We start from the raw sequence: 26,480 nt of genomic DNA, 5'->3' as shown, positions 1-26,480 counted from the left end.
GCGGAAGAGGAGGAAGCGGGCGGCACAGGAGTCCCTTGGGATCGCCGACGACGAGGCCCGCCCCCTGGCGCGCAACAGGCGCGCTGACGGTCCGGGCGGGAAAGGCTCGCTGTGCCGCAACATCAAGGGCAGCACGCGATGACAGGCCGATCACGGCCACAGCGTCAACGCGCGCTCTGACGACCGATCATGTCTTCGCTCCTCGTGGCTCACTCGTCGCACCCGCACCCTAGCCCCCGACGCTCCGGCGCGAAAGGTGACGGTCCCGGGGTCGACGGTCCCGGGACAGGCCGCTGGACCACCAGGTCCCACGGCCGAGGGTCCGTTCACGGCGCCTGCAGAGCGTGGCACGCAGGCCGCGTACAACGGGTAGTACAGCCGGTCGGTCGGCGGCAGTTCCCGCAGCCACGGCACCACCCGAAGCGCGACGCATCCATGGGCAGTCGCTTTCCGGGAGGCCGGCGGTGGGGCGTGCGGGAGACCACCCGCCCGTTCAACGGCGGCCTGAGCGCCCTCGTGCTCTCGGTCGGCGAGCCCGCCGGGGTGGCGGGATCACCGGTATCGAGGGCGTCGTCGTCGCGGAAGACCGTACTTCCTCAGCCGGCGGATCGGCCGGAACGGGTGTGAGTGTGGATATGAGGGCGACTCGGCAGGAGAGGGGTTGGGGAGACAGCCTCTCGGGCTCTTCGCCGACCATGGCGGCGAAGAGTTTCCCCACGCTCTACGTGATCTTCGCGCAGCGCTTTCGCTCGGCCCAGGGTTGCCCTGCCGGTCCGGCCCGGCCCGGTCCCGTCCGGGACAGCCGTGCAGGAGACATGCCGCTGCATGGAGAACCGGCGATGACGACCACCCGCCAGTCAGCCGGGCCGTGCCGCTCGCCCCAGGAGGATGCTCCGGACCAGCCTCATGGGGGGCGGTCAGGAGTTCATGGCCTGCTCGACGGTCGGGTGACAGGGGATGAGCGCGTCGATGCCGACCAGTCGCAGGACGTGCAGCACGGGTTCCTGCGCGGCGGCGATACGCAGCCACCCCTCGGTGGCGCTGACTGCCTGGTGGGCGGCGACGAAGACGTTGATGCCGCTGGAGTCCATGAAGGTCACGCCGCTGAGGTCCACCACGATGCGCGACGGCCGTGTCGTGCCGTCCCCGATCAGCAGGGCATTACCGAGGACGTTCTTGACGTCATGGTCGATCTCGCCCTGAACCGTGACGATTCGGACGTCGTCCACCATGCGATGCTCGACGGACAGCCTGCCCGGCCGGCCCGCTTGTTCGATGTCGGTCACCGTCTCCTCGACTGTGCTTGGCCTTGCCCCTGTTCGGGGCGTGCACGGACGATTCTGCCCCACCGCCCGGGCCAAATACACTCGGGCGGCTGTGCCGAACAACATGCCTCTGACATGTATGACGGAATCGGGGGTAGCGCGCGTAAAACGGGGAATGAGGGCGAGGCCAGTGGGATCCCATGCCGATGGTGACGGTTGTACGGCGCCGGATGAACCTTTGATGCGTGTCGGCCACGCACTGGGCGGAGACGACGGCTGCATCGCCGACGCCCGTCACCACGCCGCCGCCTTCCTCGACCGAGCCGGCGCCGACCATCGCCTGCCCGTGTCCGCACGGGTCCGGGACCTGACCCAGCTGGTGGTAAGCGAGCTGGTCACCAACGCCCGGAAATACGCCCCCGGGCCCGTCCTGATGGAACTGCGCATCACCACCCGCGCCGTCGACGTCGTCGTGTGGGACAGCGACCCCGTCGTTCCCACGGCCCGGCCCGCCGATCCCGGCCGGATCGGCCAGCACGGCCTGGAGATCGTCAAGGCCGTCGCCGAGGCCCTCGTCGTCGAGCAGAGGCCGGTCGGCAAACGCATCACGGCCCGCATCACCCTGCTCGACCCCCTTGCAGCGGCCCCGCCGCCCGCGGTCTGACGCGGCGGCCGCCGCGGCCCGTTGCCGCGCGATGCGCGCCGAGGCTCCGTCGGGGCCGAGCGGGCAGCGGCGGTCCGGACCACTACGCTGAATCCCTTGACGCGGGGGAGGGTTCATTGGGGCGGCAGATCCCACTCGGGGAGGACTTCCGGCGGTTGTGGGGCGCCTACGGGGTCAGTGCTGCGGGCAGTGCCGTCGCCATGGGGGCACTGCCGCTGGTCGCCCTCCTGGTGCTGCGCTCCTCGGCGTTCCAGGTCGCGCTGCTTGCCGCTCTGTCCGCCGTGGCCAGTGCGGTGATCGCCCTGCCGCTCGGTGTCCGTATCGAGCACCGGTACAAGCGGCCCGTCATGATCACCGCGGATCTGGCCCGCTGCGCGGTGCTGATGAGCGTGCCGGTCGCGGCGGCTTTCGATGTGCTGACCTTCGCCCAGCTGTGTGTCGTGGGCATCCTCCAGACGGCAGCGTCCGTCGCGTTCGACGCGGCGAGCGGCGCGCATCTGAAGGCCCTGGTCCTGCCCGAGCACCGGCTCCGCGCCAACAGCCTGTTCGAGACCACCAACTGGATCAGCGTCAGTGCCGGACCACCGGTCGGCGGGCTCCTGGTCGGTGTCCTGGGCCCCACCGCCACGATGGCGGTCGACGCCGCGTCGTTCGTCGGATCCGCCCTTGGCGTCCGCCGTATCCGGCGGCCCGAACCCGCGCCACCGGCACCCGGCGCCGCTGCCCGGCCGGGCCACGACATGGTCGCCGGCTGGCGCTACCTCCTGCGGCATCCGGGACTGCGCCCACTGTTCTACAACTCCCTGCTCTTCGGCGGCTCCATCATGATGGCGTCGCCGCTGATGGCCGTCCTGATGCTGCGCGACCTCGGCCTCGCGCCGTGGCAGTACGGCCTCGCGCTGGGGCTGCCGTGTCTGGGCGGAGTGCTGGGCTCTCGCCTGGCCCCGCCGCTGACCCGGCGGTTCGGGCAGCGCCGGATCCTGTTGCTGTCCGGAGTCGCCCGCACACTCTGGACGATCCTGCTGCCGCTGGCGCCTGCCGGTGCCCTCGGCGTGTTCATCATCGTGTTCGTCGACTTCGGCCTGCTCTTCGCCGCCGGCGTCTTCAACCCGTCTTTCACCACCTACCGCATGGAGGCCACACAGGACGCGTTCATGTCCCGCGTCGGCGTTTCCTGGTCGGTCAGCTCGAAGACGTGTCAGGCGGTCTTCATGATCGTCGGCGGCCTCCTCGCCGACGCGGCGGGCGTCCGCGGCACGCTGCTCATCGCCGGTGCGCTGTGCATGGCGAGCGCGCTCCTCCTGCCATGGCGGAAGGCGCGCATCTCCACCGGAGGCGTTCCGGGACCCGCGGGAGAACCCGTCCCGGAACCGACCCCGGCCCCATCTCCGGCCCCGTCTCCGTCCCCGTCCGATTCGCCCTGAACGAGGATGCGTGGCGGGTGGGCAGCCTTGGCCGGGGGAACGGGGAGGCCACCGGCGCCGAGCCCGTGACGGACCCGGTGGCGGAGCCCGTGACGGACCCGGTGGCAGCCGGGCGGACGCCCTCCCGTCGCGGAGCGGCCGCGAGGCCCGTACCTACGATGGGAAACGCGCGACGGCACCGGTCCTCGCCCCTGACCTCCGGGAGAAACGCAGACCATGAGCAGCGAACGCGACCGCTGGGCGGAACTGACAGGCGGACAGGCCGGCGAGGAGTACGCCCTGCGGTTCGAGCGGCTGGCGGAGGCGGGCCACGACGTCCACGGCGAGGCCGCCTTCTGCGACGCGCTGCTGGAACCCGGCGGGCGGGTCCTCGACGCCGGCTGCGGCACCGGGCGGATCGCGATCCGGCTCGCCGCGCTGGGTCACCGTTGCACGGGCGTGGACCTCGACCGCTCCATGCTGGCCGTCGCGCGCCGCACCGCTCCCGACCTGGCATGGCTCCACGGTGACCTGGCCCGCTTGGACGGCCTCGGTCTGGAACCCGGCTTCGACCTGGCGCTCGCCGCCGGAAACGTCATCCCCTTGCTCGCCCCCGGCACCGGAGCTGCTGTTGTCCGGCAACTGGCCGCCGTACTGCACGTCGGCGGACTGCTGGTCACGGGCATGGGGCTGGACGCGGAACACCTTCCGCTGCCGGAACCGACCGTGACACTGCCGGAGTTCGACCACTGGTGCGCGCAGGCCGGACTGACCCTGCGGCAGCGCTTCGCCACCTGGGACGGTGACCCCTACATCCCGGACGGCGGCTACGCCGTCAGCGTGCACTCCCGCTCCACCGACTGAACGCGAGAGAGCCCTCCCCAGGCCCCGCCCGTGACGTCACGTCGGCCGAAGCGACGGCGGGCGTGGCCTGGTGATCCGGCAGGTCCTGCTCACTTCCTGTGACCGGTCTTTGCCGGTGCACATTTCGACGTAACCCACCCGCACCGCTCCGTTAACATGTTCGAGCTCGCGATGAACGCCCCCATGCCCGTCCTTCGCCGGGAAAGCGCGCCATTCGGCGTGCCGAGCAACGTGGTCCGTCACAATCAAACACATTGGTTAAGTAATTGACATACATATCATTGCGGGCGTTTTCGCGAATAAAAGGAAGAACTGTCCGCTTCGTGGGGCGTCATCCCCGGGCGATACTGTGGGCCGCGGTCGGCGGGGTCGCCCTCGGATTCCTCATCGCGCTGGAAGTCGCGGCACGTCGCTACGGTCTGCCGGGGCCGATCAGCAACCAGGCGGGGGAGCTGATATTCCCGCCCAGATCGGGTTTCCTGCTGTACGCCAGTCTGGCGTTGATGATGGTGGTTCTCACCTGGCGGCAGCGGTTCATCGCGCTCGGTGCCGCGATCGGCATCGACGCCGTCTTCTTCCTGGTCCGGCGGGCGGTCGACGCCAAGGTGACCGAAGGCCACCCCTTCGGCAACGGCGCGTTGTGGGTGCTGCTGGGCTGTGCGGTCGTCGCGGTGACGCGCCGCACCGGCGCGGAACGTGCCCTGCTGCTGAAGGGCGTCGGGCTGGGCCTGCTGCTGCTGGCCGGCCGGAAGACCGGCGACATCTGGCTGATCATCACCTCGAAGACCCGGCCCATGGTGCTCGACCAGTACGTGGCGACCGCGGACCACGCGCTGGGCGAACCGTCGTGGCTGGCCGGCCGGATCATCACCGCCACCGGCTCGATCGGCTTCAACCTCCTCGACATCGTCTACGGCCAGCTCGCGGTGGCCGCGGTCGTCGTCGCGCTGTACCAACTGCGCAACGTGGCGGTCGAGCGTCGCTTCCCGGGGCACCACCTGGTGCGCACCTTTCTGGTGATCGGCCTCCTCGGACCGGCCATCTACATGATCTTCCCGGTCGTCGGCCCGGTCTTCGCCTACGGCACCGGAGCCGAGCACTGGGCATCGGTCAGCCTGTGGTCGCACACGCCGTCCAGCGAGCAGTGGGCGGTGGCCGACCTGTGGCCGGTGACCCCCTCGCCGATCGGCAGCCCGCGCCACATGCCGTTCGACGAGACCACCCCACGCAACTGCATGCCCAGCCTGCACACGGCGTGGGCCACCGCGATCTTCATCCATTCCCGTAAGGGCCCGCGATTCTTGCGATTCGCCGGTACGTTCTGGCTGATTGCCACGCTCACCGCGACGCTGGGATTCGGCTACCACTACGGAGTGGATCTCATCGCCGGTGTGGTGTTCGCTTGCACGATCGAGGCGGGGCTGCGCTCGCTCGACCGCGGGTGGGACCGATCGGGAATCCGGCTGGTCGCCTACGGTGTCACGGTCTTCGTCGCGCTCCTGTTGTCCTACCGCTACCTGCCGCTGCAGATGGCGGAGCACCCCTGGGCGTCCGGACCGCTCCTGCTGCTGGCGATGACCTCGGTGATCTACGGCTACGCGCGGACCACCGCGCTGTGGGACCCCAAGACCGCACCAGCCCGGCAACCGGAACCACAGCCCGAACTCATCTGAACCGTGTTCCACCGGGCCGCAGGCCGAGTGCCGCTCGGATGGCCTGCGGGCCGGTGCCGCTCAGGCGGGCTGCGGGCCGGGTGCCGCTCGGGTGGCCTGCGGGCCGGTGCCGCGCGGGTGGGCCGCGGCGCCGGTGACCGGCGGTGGCGGCGGCAGCTCGGCGCATGACGGGCAGCGGGCGGTGGGGCCGCGAGCAGATCGCCGGCCTCACCGACCCGGTCCCGACCCTGCCTTCCAGACCTTTGCGAGCCGGGTCGCGGGCGAGGCTCAGCCGGGCCGGTCGCCCTGCGGCCGCGGAGCGCCCAGGGCGCGGTCGACCGCCCGCGGCAGACGCTCGGACACCTGGTCGCCGAGCCGTTCGAACTCGCGCTTCAGCAGGGGACCGGCCAGCCGGGCCAGCCCGTGGAAATCGATCCGCGCCCGATAGGTCAGCCGCGTGACTCCGGCGTGTTCCTCGAAGCGCATGTCGTCGGTGGAGGTCGCCGTCTTGTTCCGCCCCACGAAGGTGAGGCGCTCCGGATCCCACCGGACGAGCCGGTACCGCAGCTCGGTGCGACGCCCTCGGAACTCCGACACGTTCCGCCACTCCGCCCCCACGGACACCGCGCCGCCGCCCAGCCGTTCACAGGTGACGGTGCCCGGGTCCCACATCTCGGTGTGCGAGAAGTCCGCGAGGTACCGCACGACCTCGTCCAAGGGATGGCGGACGGTCATGACACGCTCGACTTCGACCACGGCTGCCTCTCTTCGCTCGCTGGACCGGTGGCGCCGCTCGCTGCACCGGTGGCGCCGACCGGTCGCGTCACGTTCTGTTTCCGTCTGTTTCCGTGGTCGCACGCCCGACGGATGCACGCCGTTTCCAGGGCCCCGGGGCCGGCCGCACGCCGTCACCCGGGACGCAGCAGACGCTCCAGGGGACCCTCCCAGCTCATGTGGGCGGATTCCTCCCCCGCGGGCACCGACGCGAACGTCTCGTCCAGCCACTCACGAAGCTCGTCGGCCGGCACGAAGAGCACCGCAGCGGCGAAACTGCTCCGCAGCAGGATCCGGACTGCGCCCAGACCATGGCACGGACAGGGCGGCCAGACCCGGACGTCACCCTCGCCGGACGGCACGCGCAGACCGGCGTACAGCAGATCTCGCGAGAAGATCCAGGGCGCGATGTCGTCGGGCGAGCCGGGGAAGTCCATGCGGACGGCGAGCGGATCGGCGGGGTCGTGGACGAAACGGACCCTGAGCTGAACGGCCTCGTCGGCGCTGAGGAGCACCCGGATGGACAGCGTGCGTCGCAGCACTTCGGGTTCCCGCACGGAGCGGCAACCGTTCGTCGGATCGGTCGGATGGTGCATGACGCCTCCCGGAGTGGGTGAGGCCACCTCTGCAGGCCCGCCCGGACGACACCCTGGCCGGCCTCTTGCTCCTTCTTCGCCGTGACCGGGCAGAGCAGATGCGGTGCGCGCAGCCCTACGGGTGTTCGCGGAGTTGCAGGAGTCCGGCGACGGAGAAGCACAGGGCGCCGGCGAGGGTGCCCCCGTTGGCGATGTCGGCGTTGACCAGGCTGCCCGTGGCGGGGCGGGTGTAGGCGGCGAGCGCCGAGACCATGAACAGGACGGAGCCGAGCTGGTTCACGGCGACGATCCACCAGCCGAGATCGCGCGGGCGCACGCAGGGCCGTCCGTGGCAGATCTCGACGAAGCCCAGATGTCCGGAGACCAGGAAGAGCATGCAGCCGATCACGTCGGGCGCCCAGATCAGCCGGTTGACCTGGTGGACGTTCAGGCCCTGGAGGAAGGAGTCCAGCAGGTCGACGGCGAAGACGAGCGTGCCCGCGAAGAGGACGAAGGCGCTCAGCCAGTCCACGCGCATCGGCTCGTAGCTCCACCACCGCCAGGGGTGGGTGACCAGCGGACCTTCGCCGCCCTCGCCGCCGACGACGTGGCGCGGCGCATTGATCACCTGGAGCAGGGAGACGTAGCCCCCGGTGTTGAAGAAGAGGCCGCCCGCGAAGTAGATCGAGGCGCACTGCGTGGCGTTGCCGGAGCCGAACTGCGCGAAGGCGGCACCGGTCGCGAAGAGTGCTCCGCCGATGACGAAGGCGACCGCCGCGACGGCGTTGAGTCTGCGCAGCCTGGCCATGCCCACGGCGTCCGCACGGGTGTGCCGGGCGGTCGCCTCGCCCGGAGGACGCACGGCGAGCAGTCCGCGCCGCCGCGCGAGCCGTGAATCCCACACCGCGGTGCCGCCGCCGGGAAGGCGCCAGGTGAGCCGGGTGGTGAACGGTCCTGCGCCCTCGGCGCGCTGCTCGGGCTGCCCCACGGGCCGAGGGTAGACCGGGGGCGGGCTCCCGGAGTGGGCGCAACGCCGTGACGCGCGGGCTCGCGCCACACAGGAGCGGATCCGCTTCGCCGTGGCAGGCAGACCGGTTCTCCGGCAGGCTCCGGCAACGGCAGGGCGTGCCGGGCCGGTGGGTCGACGGCGAGGTGGACCGGTTCGGCACCCATGACCCGGCGGCGGACTCCGAGCAGTCGCTCCCGGGCGCCGCGCAGTCCTGGCGTGCACATGGGGTGCTCCCCTTCGGTTCGGTCGGCTTCCCTTCGGTTCAGTCGGGGTGTGCCGAACCCGGATCCCGTTCCGCCGCCTCGGCGACGCGTTTGATGTTCGCCAACCGCCGGTCCCAGTCGGCCGCGAGCGAGGCCATCCACCGAGCCGTCGTGTCCAGTGCCGCGGGCCGCACCGCGTAGCGGACCTCGCGTCCCACCCGGCCGCCGGAAACCAGCCCGGCGGCGTCCAGGACGGCGAGGTGTTTGACCACTGCCTGCCGCGAGACGGGCAGTCGTTCGGCGAGGGTCGTGGCACTGGCCTCGCCCTGGGCGGCCAGGAGGTCGAGCAGTCGGCGCCGGGTCGGGTCGGCCAGCGCGCCGAGGACGCTGTCGACGACCTCGGCGGCTCCGGGACGGTCTTCCGTCACGTGCCGGACTGTTCGGCGCGTGCCTTGAGCGCGTCGAGCTCCAGAGGCCAGCCCGCGCTGTGGTCCTTGAGGTTCTGACTGCGCAGTTCCTCAGAACCCGCGAGTGCCGAGAACCCGCTCTCGACGACGCGGAGTCGTGTCCGCTCACCCTCCTGGGTCAACGTGAACTCCACGAGGGTGCTGTTGTCCTCGCGCAGTTCCTCCCCGGGGAAGGCGCTGGTCCAGCGATACGACAGGTAGGTCGGCGGCCGGACCTTCTCCACACGCACCGGGAAGTCGCCGTGCTCGGGGTTCTTCGCCACCATCGTCTCGCCCTCCCTGGCCACGGTGCCGGGCAGACTCGCCTTGTCGGCCACCCAGAAACCGGGCTGGGCCACCAGCGACCAGACCCGCTCCAGGGGTGCTTCGATCAGGGTTTCGCGTTCGATCCGGTCCTCGCTCATGAGGAACTCCTTCGTCGTCACCGTCTGATGCAACTCCAGGGTTGCACATCGACCCTTGAAGTGCAACTGAAAGGTTGCACCTTGCTGGGTCGCCTCGTCGGGCCGTCGATGTCGGGTGACGTACGGGAGGACCGGGCGGCCCCGAGTACCGGTGGGGCCGCCCGGCAGGTCGGTCCCGACGTCAGGTGCCTATTCGAGAAGCTCCGCGTACGAGCCCATGGCCAGGGCGATGTCCGCCTGGGCCCAGAAGCGGTGGTACGTGAACACGGGCGCGGCTCCGCCCGCGAGATAGCTCTCGATCTTCGACCAGGCCGGGTCGTTCTTGTAGAAGGACCGCAGCGAGGCGAAGGTCGAGGAGGAGCTGATCGCGTCGCCGTTCGGCATCTTGCCGCTGAAGCCGCTCGGGACGTACACGCCGTCGTCGAACCGGCTGTAGTCACTGCGGGTTTCGGGGACGGCGACGCCCAGGGCGTCCTGGTAGTTGTTCCACATGCCGTCCAGCAGCGCCTTCGCCGTCGACCTGGCGGTCGTGTCACCGGACTTGGCGGCGTAGTACGTCAGGGTCTTGGCGTAGGCGGCGGCCACGCCGACGTCGTTGGTGTAATCGGCGACGGTGACGTGAAGTCCCGTGTTGGCGCCGGGACTTGAGGCGTTCCAGGTGTCGGGCCGGCCCGACCACTGGAGCGTGGACGGGATCCGGTAGGTGCCGTCCGGGTTGATCGTGGTCTTGGACAGTGCCCACTTGACCCACTTGTCGAGGACCGCCTTCGCCTGCGCGTTCCCGGACTGGTGGTAGTACTCGGCGACCCGTTCCATGGACCACGCCTGGAAGCCGAACCACTGGTTGGACGGCGGTGGTCGTAGTACATGCCGTAGAAGGTCGACGTACCGGTCGGGGGAGTCGCGTAGCGGCCCGCCCAGCTGTTCGTCGCCCCGCCCGCGATCGCGCCTTCACTGGACTGCAGCCACTGGTAGAACTCCATCTGCCGCTGCAGCGACTTGCCCCAGTCCGAAGTGCCCGTGGCCGACTTGGGCTTCAGGTCGGCGTTGGAGTTCAGGGCATAGGCGGCCAGCGGGTTCTGGTAGCCGCCGTGGGTGTGGCTGGAGCCGATGCGCCAGGCCCAGCCGCCACCGGTGTCGTTCGAGCCGCCCCAGGCGTAGTACCAGGAGAGCAGGTAGTGCGAGGCGTCCTTGCCGGTGCCCGCCGGGCAGGTCGAGGGCCCTGCGCAGTTGCCGATCTTCTTGAAGTACTTGTCGTACATGGCGTACCGCAGGTAGTCGCCCATCTTGGCGGCCTTGCCGACCGTCGTCGAGACGTCGCTGCCCTTGCCCTGGGCCTTCGCCCACACATCGGCCCAGTAGGCGGCCTGCACGGCCCGCGCGTCGGCGTCCGGGGCGTTGGTGAACTTCCACTGCTTGGCGTAGGAGGCGTCGCCGGTGAACAGGTCCAGGTAGCCGTTCTTTCCGCCGTACTTGAAGGCGTCGCAGGTCGGCTGCGGCACCGTCTCCCACACCGACTCCTGCGAGCCGCGCTGGAAGGTGTTGATGTACGACGGGCCGGTGCCGCCGTACTTGAAGGCGTCGCAGGTCGGCTGCGGCACCGTCTCCCACACCGACTCCTGCGAGCCGCGCTGGAAGGTGTTGATGTACGACGGGCCGGTCTCCGTCGGGCCGCCCTCGCAGGTGCCGCCCGGGGTGTTGCCGAAGCCGTAGACGTTGTCCACGTCCTGGATCCAGTGCATGCCGTAGACGTCCGACGTGCCGTACGCCGACTTCAGCTCACCGGCGATCGGATCGGATCCCACCGAGACCGACGCGTCCAGCTTCGCCGGGTACTCGTTCGGCGTGTCCTCCTCGGGTGCGTACGTCGCCGGCTTGGAGGCGTTGTAGAACGAGTTGGTCGGCTGGTCGGCGTGGGTGGGGATCATGTACTTCTCCATGATGTCCCAGGCGCCGTTTGTGAACGGACCGCGGTAGCGCCCGTACCGNCTCGGGTGCGTACGTCGCCGGCTTGGAGGCGTTGTAGAACGAGTTGGTCGGCTGGTCGGCGTGGGTGGGGATCATGTACTTCTCCATGATGTCCCAGGCGCCGTTGAACTTGGTCCAGTCGCCGGTGATCTTCCCGTACATCGCCTGCAGCCACAGAAGGTAGCTGTAGGCCTCGGAGGTGGTCTCGTGCCCCTGGTCCGGGGCCTCGACGATCAGTGTCTCGACCGAGTGGTACGGGATGCCCTCGGGGGAGAAGTAACCGTTTGCCGGGTTGGTGATNGTCTCGTGCCCCTGGTCCGGGGCCTCGACGATCAGTGTCTCGACCGAGTGGTACGGGATGCCCTCGGGGGAGAAGTAACCGTTTGCCGGGTTGGTGATCTTGCCGTAGAGATCGAGGAAGCGGGCGTCGTACGTCTTCGACGCGGGCAGCTCGGTCGCGGTGACCGTCGCCTTGGCGTGTCCGGCGGCCGAGGCGGTGAAGGTCGCGCTGCCCGTGCCGGAGGAGTCGGCCGAGATGGTCACCGGCTGAGCGGTGTTCCAGTCGGCCGGCGTGAAGGTCAGCGACGAGCCACCGGACACGGTCAGTCCGGTGTTGCCCTCCGTGCGGGCCACGGTGACCGTCACGTTCGCGCTCGGCTGCTTGGACAGCTTCACCGAGAACGTTCCCGACTTGCCCTGCTGCACGCCGAGTTGGGCAGGGGCCGCGACGACGGCGGGGCCGGACGCGACCGTGATGCCGACCGGGGCCGAATCCGCGGAGGCGCCCACGCTGTCGTACGCCTTGGCCACCAGGGAATGGCTGCCCGCGGTCAGGCTCGAGGCCGACAGCGTGTACGGCGCGCTCGAGTCCGTTCCCAGAAGCGTGGTGTCGTCGTAGAACTCCACCTTGCTGATCGTGGCGTTGTCGGCCGCCGCCGCGGTCGCCGCGAGCGGGACGGGGTCCCCCTGCGTGTAGACCGCGCCCGCGGTCGGGCTGGTCAGTACCGTGACCGGCGGCTGGTGGGCGCCGGTGCAACTGGTGCCGTTGACGGCGAAGGCGGCGGGGGCGGTGTTGGCGCCGCTGTAGGTGAACTGCGCGCCGGTGGTGACCGCGGCGCCCGCGGCGATCGTGCCGTTGTACGAGGCGTTCTTCACGGTGATGGTCCGACCGGACTGGGACCAGGTGCCGTTCCAGCCGTTCGACAGCTTCTGGTCGCCCGTGTAGCCGTAGGTCAGGGTCCAGCCGTCGATCGCATCCGTGCCGCGGTTCGTGAGGGTGAGGTCGGCGGTGAAGCCGGAACCCCAGTCGTTGGTCTTGTAGTCGACGCTGCACCGAACGGAGGCCGCGTGCGCGGCGGTGGGGCCGGTGGCGAGCATCGACAGGGGCAGGGCGAGCGCGGCCAGGGCGGCGGTCCATAACCGTCGACCGGCTCCGCGTTTGCGTCCGGGATCCATGTGCTGGTTCCTCCTTGCGGCGTGCAGCTCGGGGAGAAGTCAGTTCCAGAACCAGTGGGAGCGCTCCCATTAATGGGGGCGATCCTGTGAGCGGTCAAGGTGTTTGAACGCGCGAAGTAGTTTGTGAGTGCCTTTGAGTTCAAGTCCTGACGTGGGACTGGGCATTGAGGCGAGTTGCCGCTATGTTCCTTCCCACCAGTGGGAGCGGTTCCATTCAGTCGACGCGCCTGTCACGGCGCGCCCAGCTGCAAGGAGTCGCTCATGCGACACCCCCCATGTTCAGCACACGTAGCGTCGCCTGCGCCGTCGCGCCTTCCCGCCGGGGTGACCGTGCCCGCGGTGACGGCCCAGGGAGCGCCTCCGGCCTGCACGGTGGAGTGCCCGGTCCCCGGCCGGTCGGACACCGGTCGCCGAGGTTCCGCGGCCGAGGATCGCAACAGCCAGGCGTCACTCGTCAGGTGGGAGCTGTACTTCGGTCTGCCCGGCGATCAGGAGGTCACCCGGGACCGGGACACCCGGTGCTCCGGGGCCGGTGTCACCGTGACCGCCGCCGACGGGAGCGGGAACGGCGGGCACGGTTCCGGCCCGAGCGTCAGTACCTGATCGCCCGCTTCCCGGGCCGGACACTCGCCCCGCACCGACCGTCGTCGACCACGGCTGGCCGGCGGGCACGACGGGCACCACAGGACGGCCCGCGACGTCGACGCGGAGCCGACTCCGCCGCCGGTCCGCCCCCGACCGCTTCTCCGCTTCTCCGCTTCTCCGGTTCTCCGGTTCTCCGAACGGCGCGCCGACCTCCGCCTACGACGGGACACCCACCACGTACGGCGGTGGGCTGCGCGACCACCGGCGCGCCGTCACCCCGTAAACCCCACGGAAACAAAGGAAACCCACACAGATGAGTCGCACTCGAACGTCGATGCTCGCCGCCCTGGCGCTGGTCGCCGGGGCCTCCGGAACGGCCCTCGCCATCCCCTCGGCCGGTGCCGCGGTCACGGCCACCCCCTGCACCGTCGACTACAAGGTGCAGAGCCACTGGGACACCGGCTTCACAGCCGCCGTGACCATCACCAACAACGCCGCTGCGAAGTCGAGTTGGTCGGTGAAGTGGTCGTATGCCGGCAACCAGCAGATCACCAACGGCTGGAGCGCGAAGATCAGTCAGAGCGGTACGGCGGTCACCGCCGCCAATGAGAGCTACAACGGCGCGCTGGCGACGGGCGGTTCCGTGAGCTTCGGCTTCAACGCCTCCTACAGCGGCACCAACGCCATACCCGCCACGTTCACCCTCGACGGCGTCACCTGCAACGTCGACGGCGGCAGCGGTGGCGGCGACGGCGGTGGCGGTGACAACGGTGGGGGCAACGGCAGCCGGGTAGAGAACCCGTACGTCGGCGCCAAGGCGTATGTGAACCCGGAGTGGTCGGCGAAAGCCGCCGCCGAACCGGGAGGCAGCCGCATCGCCGGCCAGCCCACCGCCGTCTGGCTCGACCGGATCGCCGCCATCAACGGCGTGAGCGGCGGCATGGGTCTGCGCGCCCACCTGGACGAGGCACTGAAGCAGAAGGGCTCCGGAGAGCTCGTCGTCCAGCTGGTCATCTACGACCTGCCCGGCCGTGACTGTTCCGCCCTCGCCTCCAACGGCGAACTCGGCCCGAACGACCTCGACAAGTACAAGTCCCAGTACATCGACCCGATCGCCTCGATCCTCTCCGAGGCGAAGTACGCGGGCCTCAGGATCGCCACCGTCATCGAGCCCGACTCGCTGCCCAACCTGGTCACCAACGCCGGCGGCACCAACACCAGCACCGACGCCTGCGTGACCATGAAGAGCAACGGCAACTACGAGAAGGGCGTCAGCTACGCCCTGGACAAGCTCGGCGCCGTCCCGAACGTCTACAACTACATCGACGCCGCCCACCACGGCTGGCTCGGCTGGGACAGCAACCTCGGCCCGGCCGCGCAGCAGTTCGTCAAGGTCGCCACCACCAACGGCGCGAGCGTGGACGACGTGGCCGGCTTCATCGTCAACACCGCCAACTACAGCCCCGTCAAGGAGCCGTACCTGAAGGTCACCGACAGCGTCAACGGGCAGACGGTGCGCCAGTCCAAGTGGCTGGACTGGAACCAGTACGCGGACGAGCAGTCCTACGCCCAGGCGCTGCGCGACAAGCTGGTCGCGGCCGGATTCAAGTCCGGCATCGGCATGCTGATCGACACCTCCCGCAACGGCTGGGGCGGCTCGGCCCGGCCCGCCGGGCCCGGTGCGCAGACCTCCGTCGACGGCTACGTCGACAGCAGCCGCATCGACCGGCGCATCCACGCCGGAAACTGGTGCAACCAGAGCGGAGCCGGAATCGGCGAACGGCCCACCGCGGCCCCGGCCGCCGGAATCGACGCCTACGTGTGGGTGAAGCCCCCGGGGGAGTCGGACGGGTCCAGCTCTGCCGTCTCCAACGACGAGGGCAAGGGCTTCGACCGGATGTGCGACCCGACCTACGGAGGCAACGCCCGTAACGGCAACAACCCCACCGGTGCTCTGTCGAACTCGCCGCTGGCCGGGCACTGGTTCTCCGCCCAGTTCCAGCAGCTGATGCAGAACGCCTACCCGCCCCTGTCGTAGCCGCGTGGTCGGAATGAGTGGACCCGCCGGGGCCGGTCCCTGCCGAACGACCGGCAGGACAGGCCCCGGTGGGTCGTCCGTTTCCACGCACTGACAATCCCTCCTCGGCCGCGAACGCCGGGCCGGTGGCACGCGTCTCGTCACCGGATCACCAGAGAGTCCTTCCCCACCCACACCTCCACCCCCCGGTCGGCTTCCGGGCGACGCCCCCTCGGCCGGTCCCGGCCAACGCCGGCGCGGACGCGCTCGGCACCGGCCGCCACGCCTCGCCGGCACCGCGCGGCACTCCACGCAACGACCGTGCCCCGGGCGGACGTTGCGCTCGAAGGCCGCCGACGACGGACGCGCACGGCGCCACAGGCCTCGGACCAGCCGGGCTGCGACCCCGCGTCTCGACTCGCGCACCGTGCCGGACCGCCGAGAGGTCACCGAGGACACCGAGCGAGCCGTGCACGGTTCCCCGCTCGTTCCGTGGTCCGCCACACCTCGCCGCATCCGGTTGCCCGGTCGTTCGGCCATGCCGCCGGGGAAGTCTGTGTGCCGCGTGGGGTCGGGCCGTAGGATTTGGTGATCTCGTGGGGGAGGTGGTCATGGGCAGACGACGTCCTGGGGGGCCGACGCTGGAGGAGGTGGCCGTCCGCGCGGGGGTGGGGCGGGGCACGGTCTCTCGCGTCATCAACAACGCGGCCGGTGTGAAGGCGTCCACGCGCCGGGCTGTGCAGCGTGCTGTCGAGGAGCTCGGGTATGTGCCCAATCTCGCCGCGAGGTCTCTGGCAGGGCGACGGGCCGATGCCGTTGCCCTGGTCCTGACGGAGCCGGACTGGAGGCAGTTCGCGGAGCCGTTCTTCTCCGAGATCGTCCGCTCGCTGGGGGATGCGCTGGCGGACACCGGGATGCAGTTGCTGCTGACTCTGGTCCGTTCGGACACGGAGCGGCAGCGTTTCCTGGAGTACGCGCGGGGCGGCCGGGTCGACGGGGCGCTGCTGGTGTCCGTGCATGCCGGGGACCCGCTGCCGGACATGCTCGCCGAGGCGCGGTTGCCGACGGTGATGCTGGGACGCCGTTCGGGCGACGAGCACGTCAGCTACGTCGACGCGGACAATGTCGGCGGTGCCCGCAGCGCCGTCGCCCACCTGCTGAAACGGGGCCGGCGAGAGATCGCCACCATCACCGGGCCGCTCGACATGTACGTCGCCCAGTGCCGATTGCGCGGCTACCGGGAGGCTTTGGCCGCGGCGGGCCGGGGCGGCGAGCGCTCCTGGGTGGCCGAGAGCGACTTCACGCAGGAGAGCGGGCGCCGTGCCATGGCCGAACTCCTCGAACGCCACCCGGAGATCGACGGGGTCCTCGCCGCCTCGGACACCACGGCGGTGGGTGCTCTGCAGGCGCTGCGCGCGGCGGGACGGCGAGTGCCCGAGGACGTCGCCGTGATCGGTTTCGACGACTTTCCGCTGGCCGAGCGGACCGAGCCGCGGTTGACCACGGTCCGTCAGCCGCTGGAGGAGATCGGGCGGGCCATGATCCGCCTGCTCCTGGAGGAGATGGAGGAGCCCGCCGTCGCCTGGCGCCACGTCATCCTCCGCACGGAACTGGTGGTCCGCGAGTCCTCCTGACCGCCCCCGGCCGGTCGTCCCGGATGCCCCTGCGGTCGTCCTGACCACTGCCGTTCGGTCTCCGGACCGCCGCCGGTCGATCGTCCTGACCGCCCTCGGCCGGTCGTCCCGGATGCCCCGCCGTCGTCCCGGCCACTGCCGGCCGATCGTCCCGACTGCCCCCGGCCGTCATCCGGCCGTCATCCGATCGTCGTCCCGATCATCGTCGGTCGCCGTCCCGGCCGCCGCCGGGCGAGCGGAAAACCCGGGAGCGCTCCCAAGCGGCACGTGAAGAACCACTGCACGCTCCCTCCGACCTGGCATCTTCGGGAACTCCGCTCTGACACCGTCGAATACTTGCGACGGGTTCCTGCCGACAGTCTTGTCAGGAACATGGAGCCTCCCTAGAGTCCCTGCCGAACCGAGGGAATGGGAGCGCTCCCATTGCTGCAGTCGTGGGAGCGCTCCCCGCACCTACTTCCCCCACTCCCTTCGGAGAGGATCCGCATGCGACCGTCACCGCACCATGCCCGCAGGGCGCGTGGCCTGTTCGGCGCCCTGCTCACCTCGCTCGTCTCGCTGGCCGCGCTGCTGACCACCGCCTCGCTGGCGCAGGCCGACACCACCCTGTGCGAGCAGTTCGGATCGACCACGATCCAGGGCCGCTACGTCGTCCAGAACAACCGCTGGGGCACCAATGAGACGCAGTGCATCAGCGTCTCCGACTCGGGATTCCGGATCACCCAGGCCGACGGCTCGGTCCCCACGAACGGCGCCCCGAAGTCCTACCCGTCCGTCTACAACGGCTGCCACTACACCAACTGTTCGCCCGGAACGAACCTTCCCGCCCAGCTCAGCACCATCTCCAGCGCGCCCACCGGCATCTCCTACAGCTACGTCGGCAACGCGGTGTACGACGCCGCCTACGACATCTGGCTCGACCCCACGCCCCGTACCGACGGCGTCAACCGGACCGAGATCATGATCTGGTTCGACAAGGTCGGATCCGTCCAGCCCGTGGGATCCGCTGTCGGTACGGCCACCGTGGCCGGGCGACAGTGGCAGGTGTGGTCGGGCAACAACGGCTCCAACGACGTGCTGTCCTTCGTCGCACCGTCGGCGATCAGCAGCTGGAACTTCGACGTCATGGACTTCGCCCGGCAGGCCGTCTCCCGCGGACTGGCCCAGAACAACTGGTACCTGACCAGCGTCCAGGCGGGCTTCGAGCCCTGGCAGAACGGCGCCGGACTCGCCGTGACCTCGTTCTCCTCCACGGTCAACAAGGGCGGCGGCAACCCCGGTGACCCCGGCACCCCCGGCGGCTCCACCGCCTGCAAGGTGACCTACGCGACGAACGTCTGGCAGGGCGGTTTCACCGCCGACGTCACCGTCGCCAACACCGGCACCTCTCCGGTCAACGGCTGGAAGCTCGGGTTCACCCTGCCGCCCGGACAGCAGATCACCAGCAGCTGGAGCGCCGGCGTCTCCTCGTCGTCCGGAGCGGTCACGGCAAGCAGCCTTGCCTACAACGCCCAGATCGCGCCCGGTGGTCAGGTGTCGTTCGGTTTCCAGGGCAGCTACGCCGGTTCCTTCGCCAAGCCTGCGGGCTTCAGCCTCAACGGCACCTCCTGCACCACTGCCTGACAGCTCGGCTCATTCCGGGATCCGCCCGCCCTCCCCGTGGAGCGGGCCGGCGGGTCCCGGCCCACGCACCGCGCCGCCCCACCCTTCAGGCCCCTCCCGGCTCCCGGCCCCCACCGGAAAGGCCCCGCCCATGCGCCTTCTGACCGACTGCCGCGGTCCGGCGACGGCCGCTCTGGCCCTCTGCGTCGCCGCTCTGACCCTCGTCGGACCGGCCGCCGCCGTGTCGGAGCCCGCGCCCCGCTCGTCCGCCGCCGGTCTTCCGTACCAGGACGCCTCCTTACCGGTCGCCGACCGCGTCGACGACCTGATGTCCCGTATGACGCTGGACGACAAGCTCGGCCAGATGACGCAGATCGAGAAGGACGCCCTCGTCCCGCAGTCCGACCTCGCCACCTACCGCATCGGGTCCGTGCTGTCCGGAGGCGACTCGACGGTCAGCCCCAACAACGCGCAGACCTGGGCCGACACGTACGACGGTATTCAGCGCACCGCTCTGACCACCCCGCTGGGCATTCCGATGATCTACGGTATCGACGCCGTGCACGGCCACAACGCGGTACGCGGCGCCACCCTCTTCCCGCACGACATCGGACTGGGCGCCACGCGTGACCCCGCCCTCGTCCAGCGCGTCGGACGGGCGGTCGCCGAGGAGATGTCCGGCACCGGCATCGACTGGGACTTCGCCCCCTGCCTGTGCGTGGCCCGCAACGACCGATGGGGCCGCACCTACGAGTCGTACGGCGAGACACCGGAACTGCCCTCCGCCATGACGACGTTCGTCAGCGGACTCCAGGGTGACACCCTGGGCGCCGGACCCGCCTCCGTGCTCGCCACCGCCAAGCACTATCTCGGCGACGGTGGCACCACCGGCGGCGTGGACCAGGGCAACACCGAACTGTCCGAGACCGAGCTGCGGGCCATCCACCTGCCGCCGTTCAAGGAGGCCGTGCGCCGCGGCGTGGGGTCGGTGATGCTGTCGTACAGCAGCTGGAACGGCGTCCGGTCCCATGCGAACAGGTACCTGGTGACCGACGTTCTCAAGGGCGAGCTGGGATTCACCGGGTTCGTCGTCTCCGACTGGGCGGCCGTCGACCAGTTGGACGGGCAGAGCGGCTTCACCGGCGCCGAGATCGGCACGGCCGTCAACGCGGGCGTCGACATGGTGATGGTGCCGCACGACTACAGGAAGTTCCTCACTCTGCTGCGCGGCGAGGTCAGCGCGGGCCGCGTCCCGCAGTCCCGGATCGACGACGCCAACCGCCGCATCCTGACGAAGAAGTTCCAACTCGGCTTGTTCGAAAGGCCGTTCACCGACCGGTCGTACACCCCGGCGGTCGGGTCGGGCGCGCACCGGGACCTGGCCCGGCAGGCGGTGCGCGAGTCCCAGGTGCTGGTGAAGAACGACGGCGGGATCCTGCCGCTGGCCAAGTCCGCGAAGCTCTTCGTCGCCGGCAAGTCCGCCGACGACATCGGCAACCAGAGCGGCGGCTGGACCGTGGGCTGGCAGGGCGGCAGCGGCCCTGTCACCGACGGCACCACCGTCCTCCGGGGCATCCGTGCCGCCGTCACCGACGCGTCCCGGGTCACCTACGACCGCCATGGCAACGGCATCGACGCGAGCTACGGCGCCGCTGTCGCCGTCGTCGGCGAGACACCGTACGCCGAAGGCAAGGGTGACCGGCCGAACGGCATGGGCTTGGACCAGGAGGATCTGCAGACCCTCGCCCGGCTGAAGGCGAGCGGGGTGCCGGTCGTGGTGGTACTCGTCTCCGGTCGGCCGCTCGACATCTCCGCCCAGTTGCCCGACTGGAAGGCGCTTCTCGCCTCCTGGCTGCCCGGCACCGAGGGCGCCGGAGTGGCCGACGTCCTCTTCGGCGACTACGCCCCCACCGGCAAGCTGCCGGTGACCTGGATGAAGAGCGCCTCGCAGCAGCCGATCAACGAGGGCGACGGCAAGGCCGCTCTCTTCCCGTACGGGTACGGGCTGACGTACGACTCCACCGCTCCGGACCCCGACCCCGACCCGGACCCGGAGCCGGACCCGGATCCCGATCCCACGCCGACTCCTACGCAGGGCGCGTGCACCGCGCAGTTCCGTACGGTTTCCGCCTGGCAGGGCGGCTACCAGGCGGAGGTCACGGTCAGGAACACCGGCTCTGCCGCTCTGACGGGCTGGTCGGTGGCCTGGGATCCGGCGGGCTCGACCGTCACCAGCCTGTGGAACGGCGTGCTGAGCACCGCCCAGGACCGGGCCACCGTGCGCAACGCCGCCTTCAACGGCTCCCTGCTCCCCGGCGCCAGCACCTCGTTCGGCTTCACCGCGAACGGCACGGCAGGCACACCGGCCCCGCAGTGCACCGCCGGCGGCTGACCGCACGTCGGCCCGTCTGCCGGGAGCGCCATGCGTCGCGATGGGGGACCGGGACCGGAAGGCCGGGGCCCGGGGACCGGGGGCTGGGGACCGGAAGACCGTCACGGTGCCCCCGCAGGGCGGCCGACGAGCGACCGCTCACCGGTCAGCGGGTGACCTGGCGAGTCTGATCGTCGGTTCCGACCTGGGGCCCCGGCGCCGACGCCGTGAGCGACGACAATGAGCAGCGACGGGTTCGACGACTTGGGGGAGCGGCATGCTGACCGGGATCGTGATCGACGCGCTGGATGTCGTGTGCATGGAGGGCTTCTGGCGGGACGCGACGCAGGGGCGGACCGGCGGCCTGCGGCTGCGGTTCGTGCCGACCGCGAAGCCGAAGGCCGCGCGGAAGAACCGACTCCATCTCGACCTGGCCGGGGGGCCGGACTGGGAGGCCGAGGTGGCGCGCCTGCTCACGCTGGGTGCGACGCGGGTCGACATCGGGCAGGGGGACGTCCCGTGGGACGTGCTGGCCGATCCGGAGGGCAACGAGTTCTGCGTGCTGCGTCCCGGTCACCCCGGAGTGCTCGCCGACTCCGGCCTCGTCGCGATCTGCCTCGACGTCGCCGAGGAGGACCGCCGCGCGCAGTCGGTCTTCTGGGAGTCGCGGGCGGACTGGCACGCGGTCGAGTCCGCCACCTCGGCCGTCCGGCTGCGCCGAAGGCCCACCAGCACGGTCTCGCTGGTCATGGGGCCACCCGCGGCGCCCAAGACGGGGCGCAACCGGCTGCGCCTGGAGGTCACCCGACGTGACGGGGAGCCCGGCGAGTTCCCCGACGCCGGCGGAAACGAGTTCCACGTCACGCGCTGACCCCTGCGCGCCGACCCGGCTGCCCACGGCCCGCGCCTGTGGGAACCGACCGTTTCCGAGCGAGTCGCGCCGTCACGTGCTGCGGCCGATGCCGCCCGGCGTGACGTTCGGGCGAAGACCGCGGGCTGTCCGTACGGCTCCGTACAGCCCGAAGGGCCTGGTACAGCGAGTAGGGCCGGGTACGGCCAGGAGGGCCGGGTACAGCCAGGGCCGGGTAAAGCCAGTTGCAGCGTGTACGGGTGGAACGGGGGACCGTCACGACGGACCAAGGTGGGGCATCGTGAACATGGGGGAGCCGACCGGCTCGGGGCGGTGCACACCCCGGGGCCGGTACCCCAGTCGATCCGCCACTCCCACCAGATCGGCCAGCAGCCAGATGATGGCCAACCACATCTCGGTGCCTTGCAGCCCCGGCTCCCGGCCCGGACCCGAGCCGCCCTCACCCGCCGGACCGAAGCCGAATCCCGCCCCGTCATGCCAGCGGCCCAGCGCCTGCACCAACTGCTCCTCGGCCCACGCCCGCACCTCATCCTCCCGATGACGGGTCTGCCGTCCCGCGAGCCACAGAGGATGCGCCACGTCCAAGACATTGCACGCGTTCTGGCGGCCTGCCGCGAACCAGCGCGGATCGCGCGCATGGGCCAGCACCGTGTCCACCACCCGCTCCGCGTACGGCACTGGAAGCCCGAACTGGGCGAACGAGCCACGGGTCAGCCGGTAGTAGCCGTTGACCAGTTGGAGCCTGCCGTCGGCCGGCGACGGTGCCGCGCCCCACATTCCCGTCCACGGATCCACCCGCGTCACCAGCCAGCCGAACAGCGCCTCCAGCGCGCCCGGTTCGCCGCGCGCCTCGCCCCGCGACTCACGGCTGCGACGGGCGCCGGTCGCCCAGCAGTCCACGCACGCACCCGCCGACCAGGCGTGAGTCCGCCACGGCAACGCGTCCAGCCGGGCCACCAGTTGACCGGCCGTCATGCGGTCCACGACATGTACCGGGTGGGGGAACCGGGAGCCCAGCAACTCCAGCGCCGCGCCCACCGACAGCACGTGGTACTCGGCGGCGCCGTCCTCGATCCACCCGTCGGGGGCCGGCGCGGGAAGCACGCCGGGCCCGCCTCCGGGAGCGAGCTCGGGTACCAGCCCGCTCACCGGATCCTGCAGCTCACGCAGCCGCTCGGCGTGTTCGTCCGCGGACATCTGCCCAGGGGCCGCGCCCAGCAGCAGATCGGCGATCTCCACGGCGTCACAGTGCGCGCGTACCGTCGCCGCAACGCCCGGCCGGTCGCCGTAGCGGCCGGTGCCGTCGTTCCAGCAACGGGCCAGGACGCCGACGGCCTGCGCCCGGGCCCGTTCGGCGAAACCGGCCACGGCATCGCCCAGGCCTGCATTCGGCTTGCCGGCCCCCGATCCGCCGTGCCCGCGGCGATCGCGCAGCGGGCGGGCCGGGTTGCCGGCGGCGATCGTCCACGGCGCCAGATCCTTGGTGACGACGGCCCCCGCCCCCACCACACAGTGGTCGCCGATCGTCACCCCGTCCAGGACGACGACGTGCGAGCCGATCCACACGTCGTCCCCGATGACGACACCCTTGCTCGTCAGCGGCTGCCGGTGCACGGGCCGGTCCGGCGCGAAACCGTGATTGAAGCCGAGCAGGGAAGCGTGCGCGCCGATACGCACTCCGTCCCCGAGCGTCACGCGCCCCCGCACCGTCGCATACGGGTTGACGGAACAGTCCCGCCCGGCGCGCACCTCGCCCGTGACGTAGGCGTAGCCCGCGATGTAGGAATCGGCGCCCAGACACAGGACATCGGCGAACACGGCGGCTGCCGTGGAGACATAGCAGCGCGGCCCGATAACGGCCCCGGTTTCGGCCAAGGTCTCCTGGTGCGCGACCTGAGCCGCTCGCTGCGCGGATGAGGCCCTGGGCGCGAAGTCCCAAGGACAGTAGTCGAAATGGGAGTCCTCGACGCCGCCTTCTTGATCCACGCACCTCAGCTTAGATAGCGCTTACTGTCCGGGCAATCGCCTTCTGCCGTACGCACGGGAGGCGACCGACGGCCGGGGGTAAAGCCCAAGCCCACCGGTTCCGTCCTGGGGGCGGTTTACGGCTGGGCGGCTGCGGGCTCGGCGGGTCCGCTCGGAAACTGGGCCGGAACGCGGCGCCGGCCGCCGGAAGGGGTCTCATGGCGGACAGCAGGATCTTGGTCGCGGTACGGGAACGTCCACACGACGAAGGCGCCGGCGCCGAGCAGTTGGCGCGCATCGCCGAGGCCGTCGAGTCGCGGGGATTCGACATCCGATGGGCGGCGGATGTCACGGACGCCGAGGCGGTGCTGCGGACGGAGGCGGGACTGACCGCCGCACTCGTCGCCTGGGAACTGCCGGGCGGAGGCAGCGCGGACGGCGAACCCGGCGGCGCCGCCGTGCTGCGCTCCATCGGGCAGCGCTTCCAGGACCTTCCGGTCTTCCTGGTCATGACCGACGACGGCGTACGGGACCTGCCGCTGTGGGTGTCGGAGTCGGTCGTCGGCTACGTGTGGCCCCTGGAGGACACTCCCGGGTTCATCGCGGGCCGGATCACCACCGCCGCGCGCACCTACCAGGACGCCGTCCTGCCGCCGTTCTTCCGGGCACTGCGCCGCTTCGACGACGCTCACGAGTACTCCTGGCACACCCCGGCCCACTCGGGCGGTGTCGCGTTGCTGAAGTCTCCCGCGGGCCGGGCCTTCCACGACTACTTCGGGGAACGCCTGTTGCGCAGCGACCTGTCGATCTCCGTGGGAGAGCTCGGCTCGCTGTTCGAGCACACCGGCCCGATCGGCGAGGCGGAGCGCAACGCCTCCCGGGTCTTCGGCGCCGGCCTCACGTACTTCGTGCTGCACGGCGATTCCACCTGCAACCGCGTGGTCGGCCACTTCAGCGTCACCCGCGACGAGATCGCACTGGTGGACCGCAACTGCCACAAGTCGGTGCTGCACGGGCTGGTCGTCTCCGGCGCCCGTCCCGTCTACCTGATTCCCACCCGCAACGGTTACGGCCTGGCGGGCCCGCTGCCCCCGGCGGAACTCGCGGCGGACTCCGTCGCGGCCCGGATCGCCGCGAACCCGCTGACCCGGGACGCGGCCTCGCCGCACCCCCGGTACGCCGTCTTCACCAACTCCACGTACGACGGCCTCTGCTACGACGCTCCGGCGGCGGCACAGGCGCTCGCCGCGAGTACGCCCCGGCTGCACTTCGACGAGGCGTGGTTCGCGTACGCCCGCTTCCACCCGCTCTACGCGGGCCGGTACGGCATGTCGGTCGACGAGGGCACCTTCCCCGGTTCGGACCGCCCGACGGTCTTCGCGACCCAGTCCACGCACAAACTGCTGGCCGCGCTCTCGCAGAGCGCCATGATCCACGTCAGGCCCGCCCCCAGGGCGCCCGTCGAGCACGACCGGTTCAACGAGGCGCTGATGATGCACGGCACCACCTCCCCGCTCTATCCGATGATCGCCTCGCTCGACGTGGCGACAGCGATGATGGACGGGCCGCAGGGCCGCTGGCTGATCGACGAGGCCGTGACCGAGGCGGTCCGATTCCGCCAGGAGATGGTCCGCATCGGGCGCCGTATCGAGGCGGCCGGGGACCGGCCCCCGTGGTTCTTCGGCGTATGGCAGCCCGAGACGGTCACCGACCCGGGCACCGGCACCCGGCTGCCCTTCGACGAGGCCCCGGCCGACCTGCTGCGCACGGAGCCGGCCTGCTGGCATCTCGAACCCGGAGCCGCCTGGCACGGTTTCCCGGGGCTGACCGACGGCTACTGCATGCTCGACCCGATCAAGGTCACCCTGACCTGCCCGGGCATCGACGCGACCGGCACGACCGGCGAGTGGGGCATCCCGGCACGCGTGCTCACCGCGTATCTGGCCACCCGGCACATCGTCGTGGAGAAGACCGACAGCTATACGACGCTCGTCCTGTTCTCCATGGGCATCACCAAGGGCAAATGGGGCACCCTCCTCGACGCCCTGATGGACTTCAAGGCCCTCTACGACCAGGACGCCCCCCTCGACCGGGCCCTGCCCGCACTGGTCGCCGAGCACCCCAGGCGCTACGCCGGGCGAACCCTGCGCGAGCTGTGCCAGGACATGCACGACCACCTGCGCTCCGCCCGTCTCGTCGAGCTGCTGGACACCGCCTTCCAGCAGCTGCCGGAACCGGTCGCTCCACCGCAGCTCTGCTACCAGCGCCTGATCCGCGGCGGCACCCACCGCCTGCGGTTGACGGAGGCGCCGGGCCAGGTGGCCGCCGCGATGGTCACCGTCACTCCGCCGGGCATTCCCGTCCTGATGCCCGGCGAGAACATCGGCGCCCCCGACGGCCCGCTGCTGCGGTACCTCTCGGCCCTGGAATCCTTCGATCGCCGCTTTCCCGGATTCCGCAGCGAGACCCACGGCGTGACCCTCGACCCCGACACCGGCGACTACCTCATCGAATGCCTGCGCCCGGCGGCCGACGAGGAACCGGCCTCCGACACGCAGGAACCGGCGGAACCGGCCCGCACCATGACACCGGCCCCACGCGGCCACCCGGAGGACTCCACGGTCGAGGTCGGGTAGTCCGACCCGGCCTCGGCTCCTGAGGCCGGGTCGGACTACCCGACCTGGCGTCGGTTCCTGAGGCCGCCGTGCAGTATGTCGGCGCCGCCACCCGGA

The 26,480-nt window shown here is 70.6% G+C and carries 18 protein-coding genes and 2 pseudogenes; 10 read left to right on the top strand and 10 right to left on the bottom strand.

The features are described 5' to 3' along the window. Positions 1–917: 917 nt before the first annotated feature. Positions 918–1,286, bottom strand: a complete 369-nt coding sequence (locus tag ASD48_RS15760) for an STAS domain-containing protein (RefSeq protein ID WP_057602250.1) — start codon at positions 1,284–1,286, stop codon at positions 918–920. A 220-nt stretch (positions 1,287–1,506) separates the two neighbouring features. Between ASD48_RS15760 and ASD48_RS15755 the strand changes: the two genes are divergently transcribed. From ASD48_RS15755 to ASD48_RS15740, 4 genes are all read left to right on the top strand, one after another. Further along, entirely contained in the window at positions 1,507–1,929 is a 423-nt protein-coding gene (locus ASD48_RS15755; protein WP_107104325.1) for an ATP-binding protein, read from the top strand. Positions 1,930–2,045: 116 nt separating this feature from the next. Further along, the gene (locus tag ASD48_RS15750) at positions 2,046–3,353 is read left to right on the top strand and encodes an MFS transporter (protein ID WP_057602246.1); all 1,308 of its coding nucleotides are present in this window, start codon (positions 2,046–2,048) and stop codon (positions 3,351–3,353) included. 216 nt (positions 3,354–3,569) lie between these two features. After that, on the top strand, positions 3,570–4,196 hold the full coding sequence (locus ASD48_RS15745) for a class I SAM-dependent methyltransferase (RefSeq protein ID WP_057602244.1): 627 nt from the start codon (positions 3,570–3,572) through the stop codon (positions 4,194–4,196). Positions 4,197–4,519: 323 nt separating this feature from the next. Beyond that, entirely contained in the window at positions 4,520–5,869 is a 1,350-nt protein-coding gene (locus tag ASD48_RS15740; protein WP_079073778.1) for a phosphatase PAP2 family protein, read from the top strand. 267 nt (positions 5,870–6,136) lie between these two features. Here the strand turns inward: ASD48_RS15740 and ASD48_RS15735 are convergent, their stop codons facing one another. From ASD48_RS15735 to ASD48_RS44190, 8 genes and pseudogenes are all read right to left on the bottom strand, one after another. After that, positions 6,137–6,604 (bottom strand): SRPBCC family protein, encoded by a 468-nt coding sequence (locus ASD48_RS15735; protein WP_057602242.1) that lies wholly within the window; start codon positions 6,602–6,604, stop codon positions 6,137–6,139. Positions 6,605–6,756: 152 nt separating this feature from the next. Beyond that, positions 6,757–7,218 (bottom strand): SsgA family sporulation/cell division regulator, encoded by a 462-nt coding sequence (locus tag ASD48_RS15730; protein WP_057602241.1) that lies wholly within the window; start codon positions 7,216–7,218, stop codon positions 6,757–6,759. 115 nt (positions 7,219–7,333) lie between these two features. Further along, complete coding sequence (locus tag ASD48_RS15725) at positions 7,334–8,185, bottom strand: hypothetical protein (protein WP_057602239.1); 852 nt, start codon at positions 8,183–8,185, stop codon at positions 7,334–7,336. Between the two features lie 283 nt (positions 8,186–8,468). Next, complete coding sequence (locus ASD48_RS15720) at positions 8,469–8,837, bottom strand: metalloregulator ArsR/SmtB family transcription factor (RefSeq protein WP_057602237.1); 369 nt, start codon at positions 8,835–8,837, stop codon at positions 8,469–8,471. After that, positions 8,834–9,280 (bottom strand): SRPBCC domain-containing protein, encoded by a 447-nt coding sequence (locus ASD48_RS15715; protein WP_057602234.1) that lies wholly within the window; start codon positions 9,278–9,280, stop codon positions 8,834–8,836. Before ASD48_RS15715 ends, ASD48_RS15720 begins: the two co-directional genes overlap by 4 nt. 189 nt (positions 9,281–9,469) lie before the next feature. After that, positions 9,470–11,268, bottom strand: a pseudogene (locus ASD48_RS15710) (glycoside hydrolase family 48 protein); the annotation flags it as partial. Position 11,269: 1 nt separating this feature from the next. Continuing rightward, positions 11,270–11,548: pseudogene (locus ASD48_RS45145) on the bottom strand (glycoside hydrolase family 48 protein); the annotation flags it as partial. 1 nt (position 11,549) lies between these two features. Further along, the coding region (locus tag ASD48_RS44190) for a cellulose binding domain-containing protein (RefSeq protein ID WP_282438188.1) at positions 11,550–12,703 on the bottom strand (1,154 nt) is incomplete at its 3' end. An 898-nt stretch (positions 12,704–13,601) separates the two neighbouring features. On the opposite strand from ASD48_RS44190, the gene ASD48_RS15695 reads away from it, so the two are divergent. The 5 genes from ASD48_RS15695 (at position 13,602) to ASD48_RS15675 (ending at position 21,783) form a co-directional block, all read left to right on the top strand. Next, positions 13,602–15,326 carry a glycoside hydrolase family 6 protein gene (locus ASD48_RS15695; RefSeq protein WP_057602231.1) on the top strand — a complete coding sequence of 575 codons (1,725 nt, stop codon included), beginning with the start codon at positions 13,602–13,604 and terminating at the stop codon, positions 15,324–15,326. A 590-nt stretch (positions 15,327–15,916) separates the two neighbouring features. Then, positions 15,917–16,939: a LacI family DNA-binding transcriptional regulator gene (locus ASD48_RS15690; RefSeq protein WP_057602229.1), complete on the top strand. Its 1,023-nt coding sequence runs from the start codon at positions 15,917–15,919 to the stop codon at positions 16,937–16,939. Between the two features lie 486 nt (positions 16,940–17,425). Then, positions 17,426–18,562: a cellulose binding domain-containing protein gene (locus ASD48_RS15685; protein ID WP_057602228.1), complete on the top strand. Its 1,137-nt coding sequence runs from the start codon at positions 17,426–17,428 to the stop codon at positions 18,560–18,562. 130 nt (positions 18,563–18,692) lie between these two features. After that, positions 18,693–20,933 carry a glycoside hydrolase family 3 N-terminal domain-containing protein gene (locus ASD48_RS15680; protein WP_057602227.1) on the top strand — a complete coding sequence of 747 codons (2,241 nt, stop codon included), beginning with the start codon at positions 18,693–18,695 and terminating at the stop codon, positions 20,931–20,933. Positions 20,934–21,189: 256 nt separating this feature from the next. After that, positions 21,190–21,783, top strand: coding sequence for a VOC family protein (locus ASD48_RS15675; protein ID WP_057602226.1), 594 nt, complete (start codon positions 21,190–21,192; stop codon positions 21,781–21,783). Between the two features lie 255 nt (positions 21,784–22,038). Here ASD48_RS15675 and ASD48_RS15670 read toward each other — a convergent pair whose 3' ends face one another. Continuing rightward, the gene (locus tag ASD48_RS15670; RefSeq protein WP_199875808.1) at positions 22,039–23,769 is read right to left on the bottom strand and encodes an acyltransferase; all 1,731 of its coding nucleotides are present in this window, start codon (positions 23,767–23,769) and stop codon (positions 22,039–22,041) included. A gap of 197 nt (positions 23,770–23,966) precedes the next feature. On the opposite strand from ASD48_RS15670, the gene ASD48_RS15665 reads away from it, so the two are divergent. Next, positions 23,967–26,384: an Orn/Lys/Arg decarboxylase N-terminal domain-containing protein gene (locus ASD48_RS15665; RefSeq protein WP_057602224.1), complete on the top strand. Its 2,418-nt coding sequence runs from the start codon at positions 23,967–23,969 to the stop codon at positions 26,382–26,384. Positions 26,385–26,480 lie beyond the last annotated feature (96 nt).

The sequence above is a fragment of the Streptomyces sp. Root1310 genome, from assembly GCF_001426425.1.
In the GTDB taxonomy this organism is placed as follows: Bacteria; Actinomycetota; Actinomycetes; order Streptomycetales; family Streptomycetaceae; genus Streptomyces.
The sequence above is the reverse complement of the archived record's forward strand: the minus strand, read 5'-3'. Positions and strand labels throughout refer to the sequence as shown.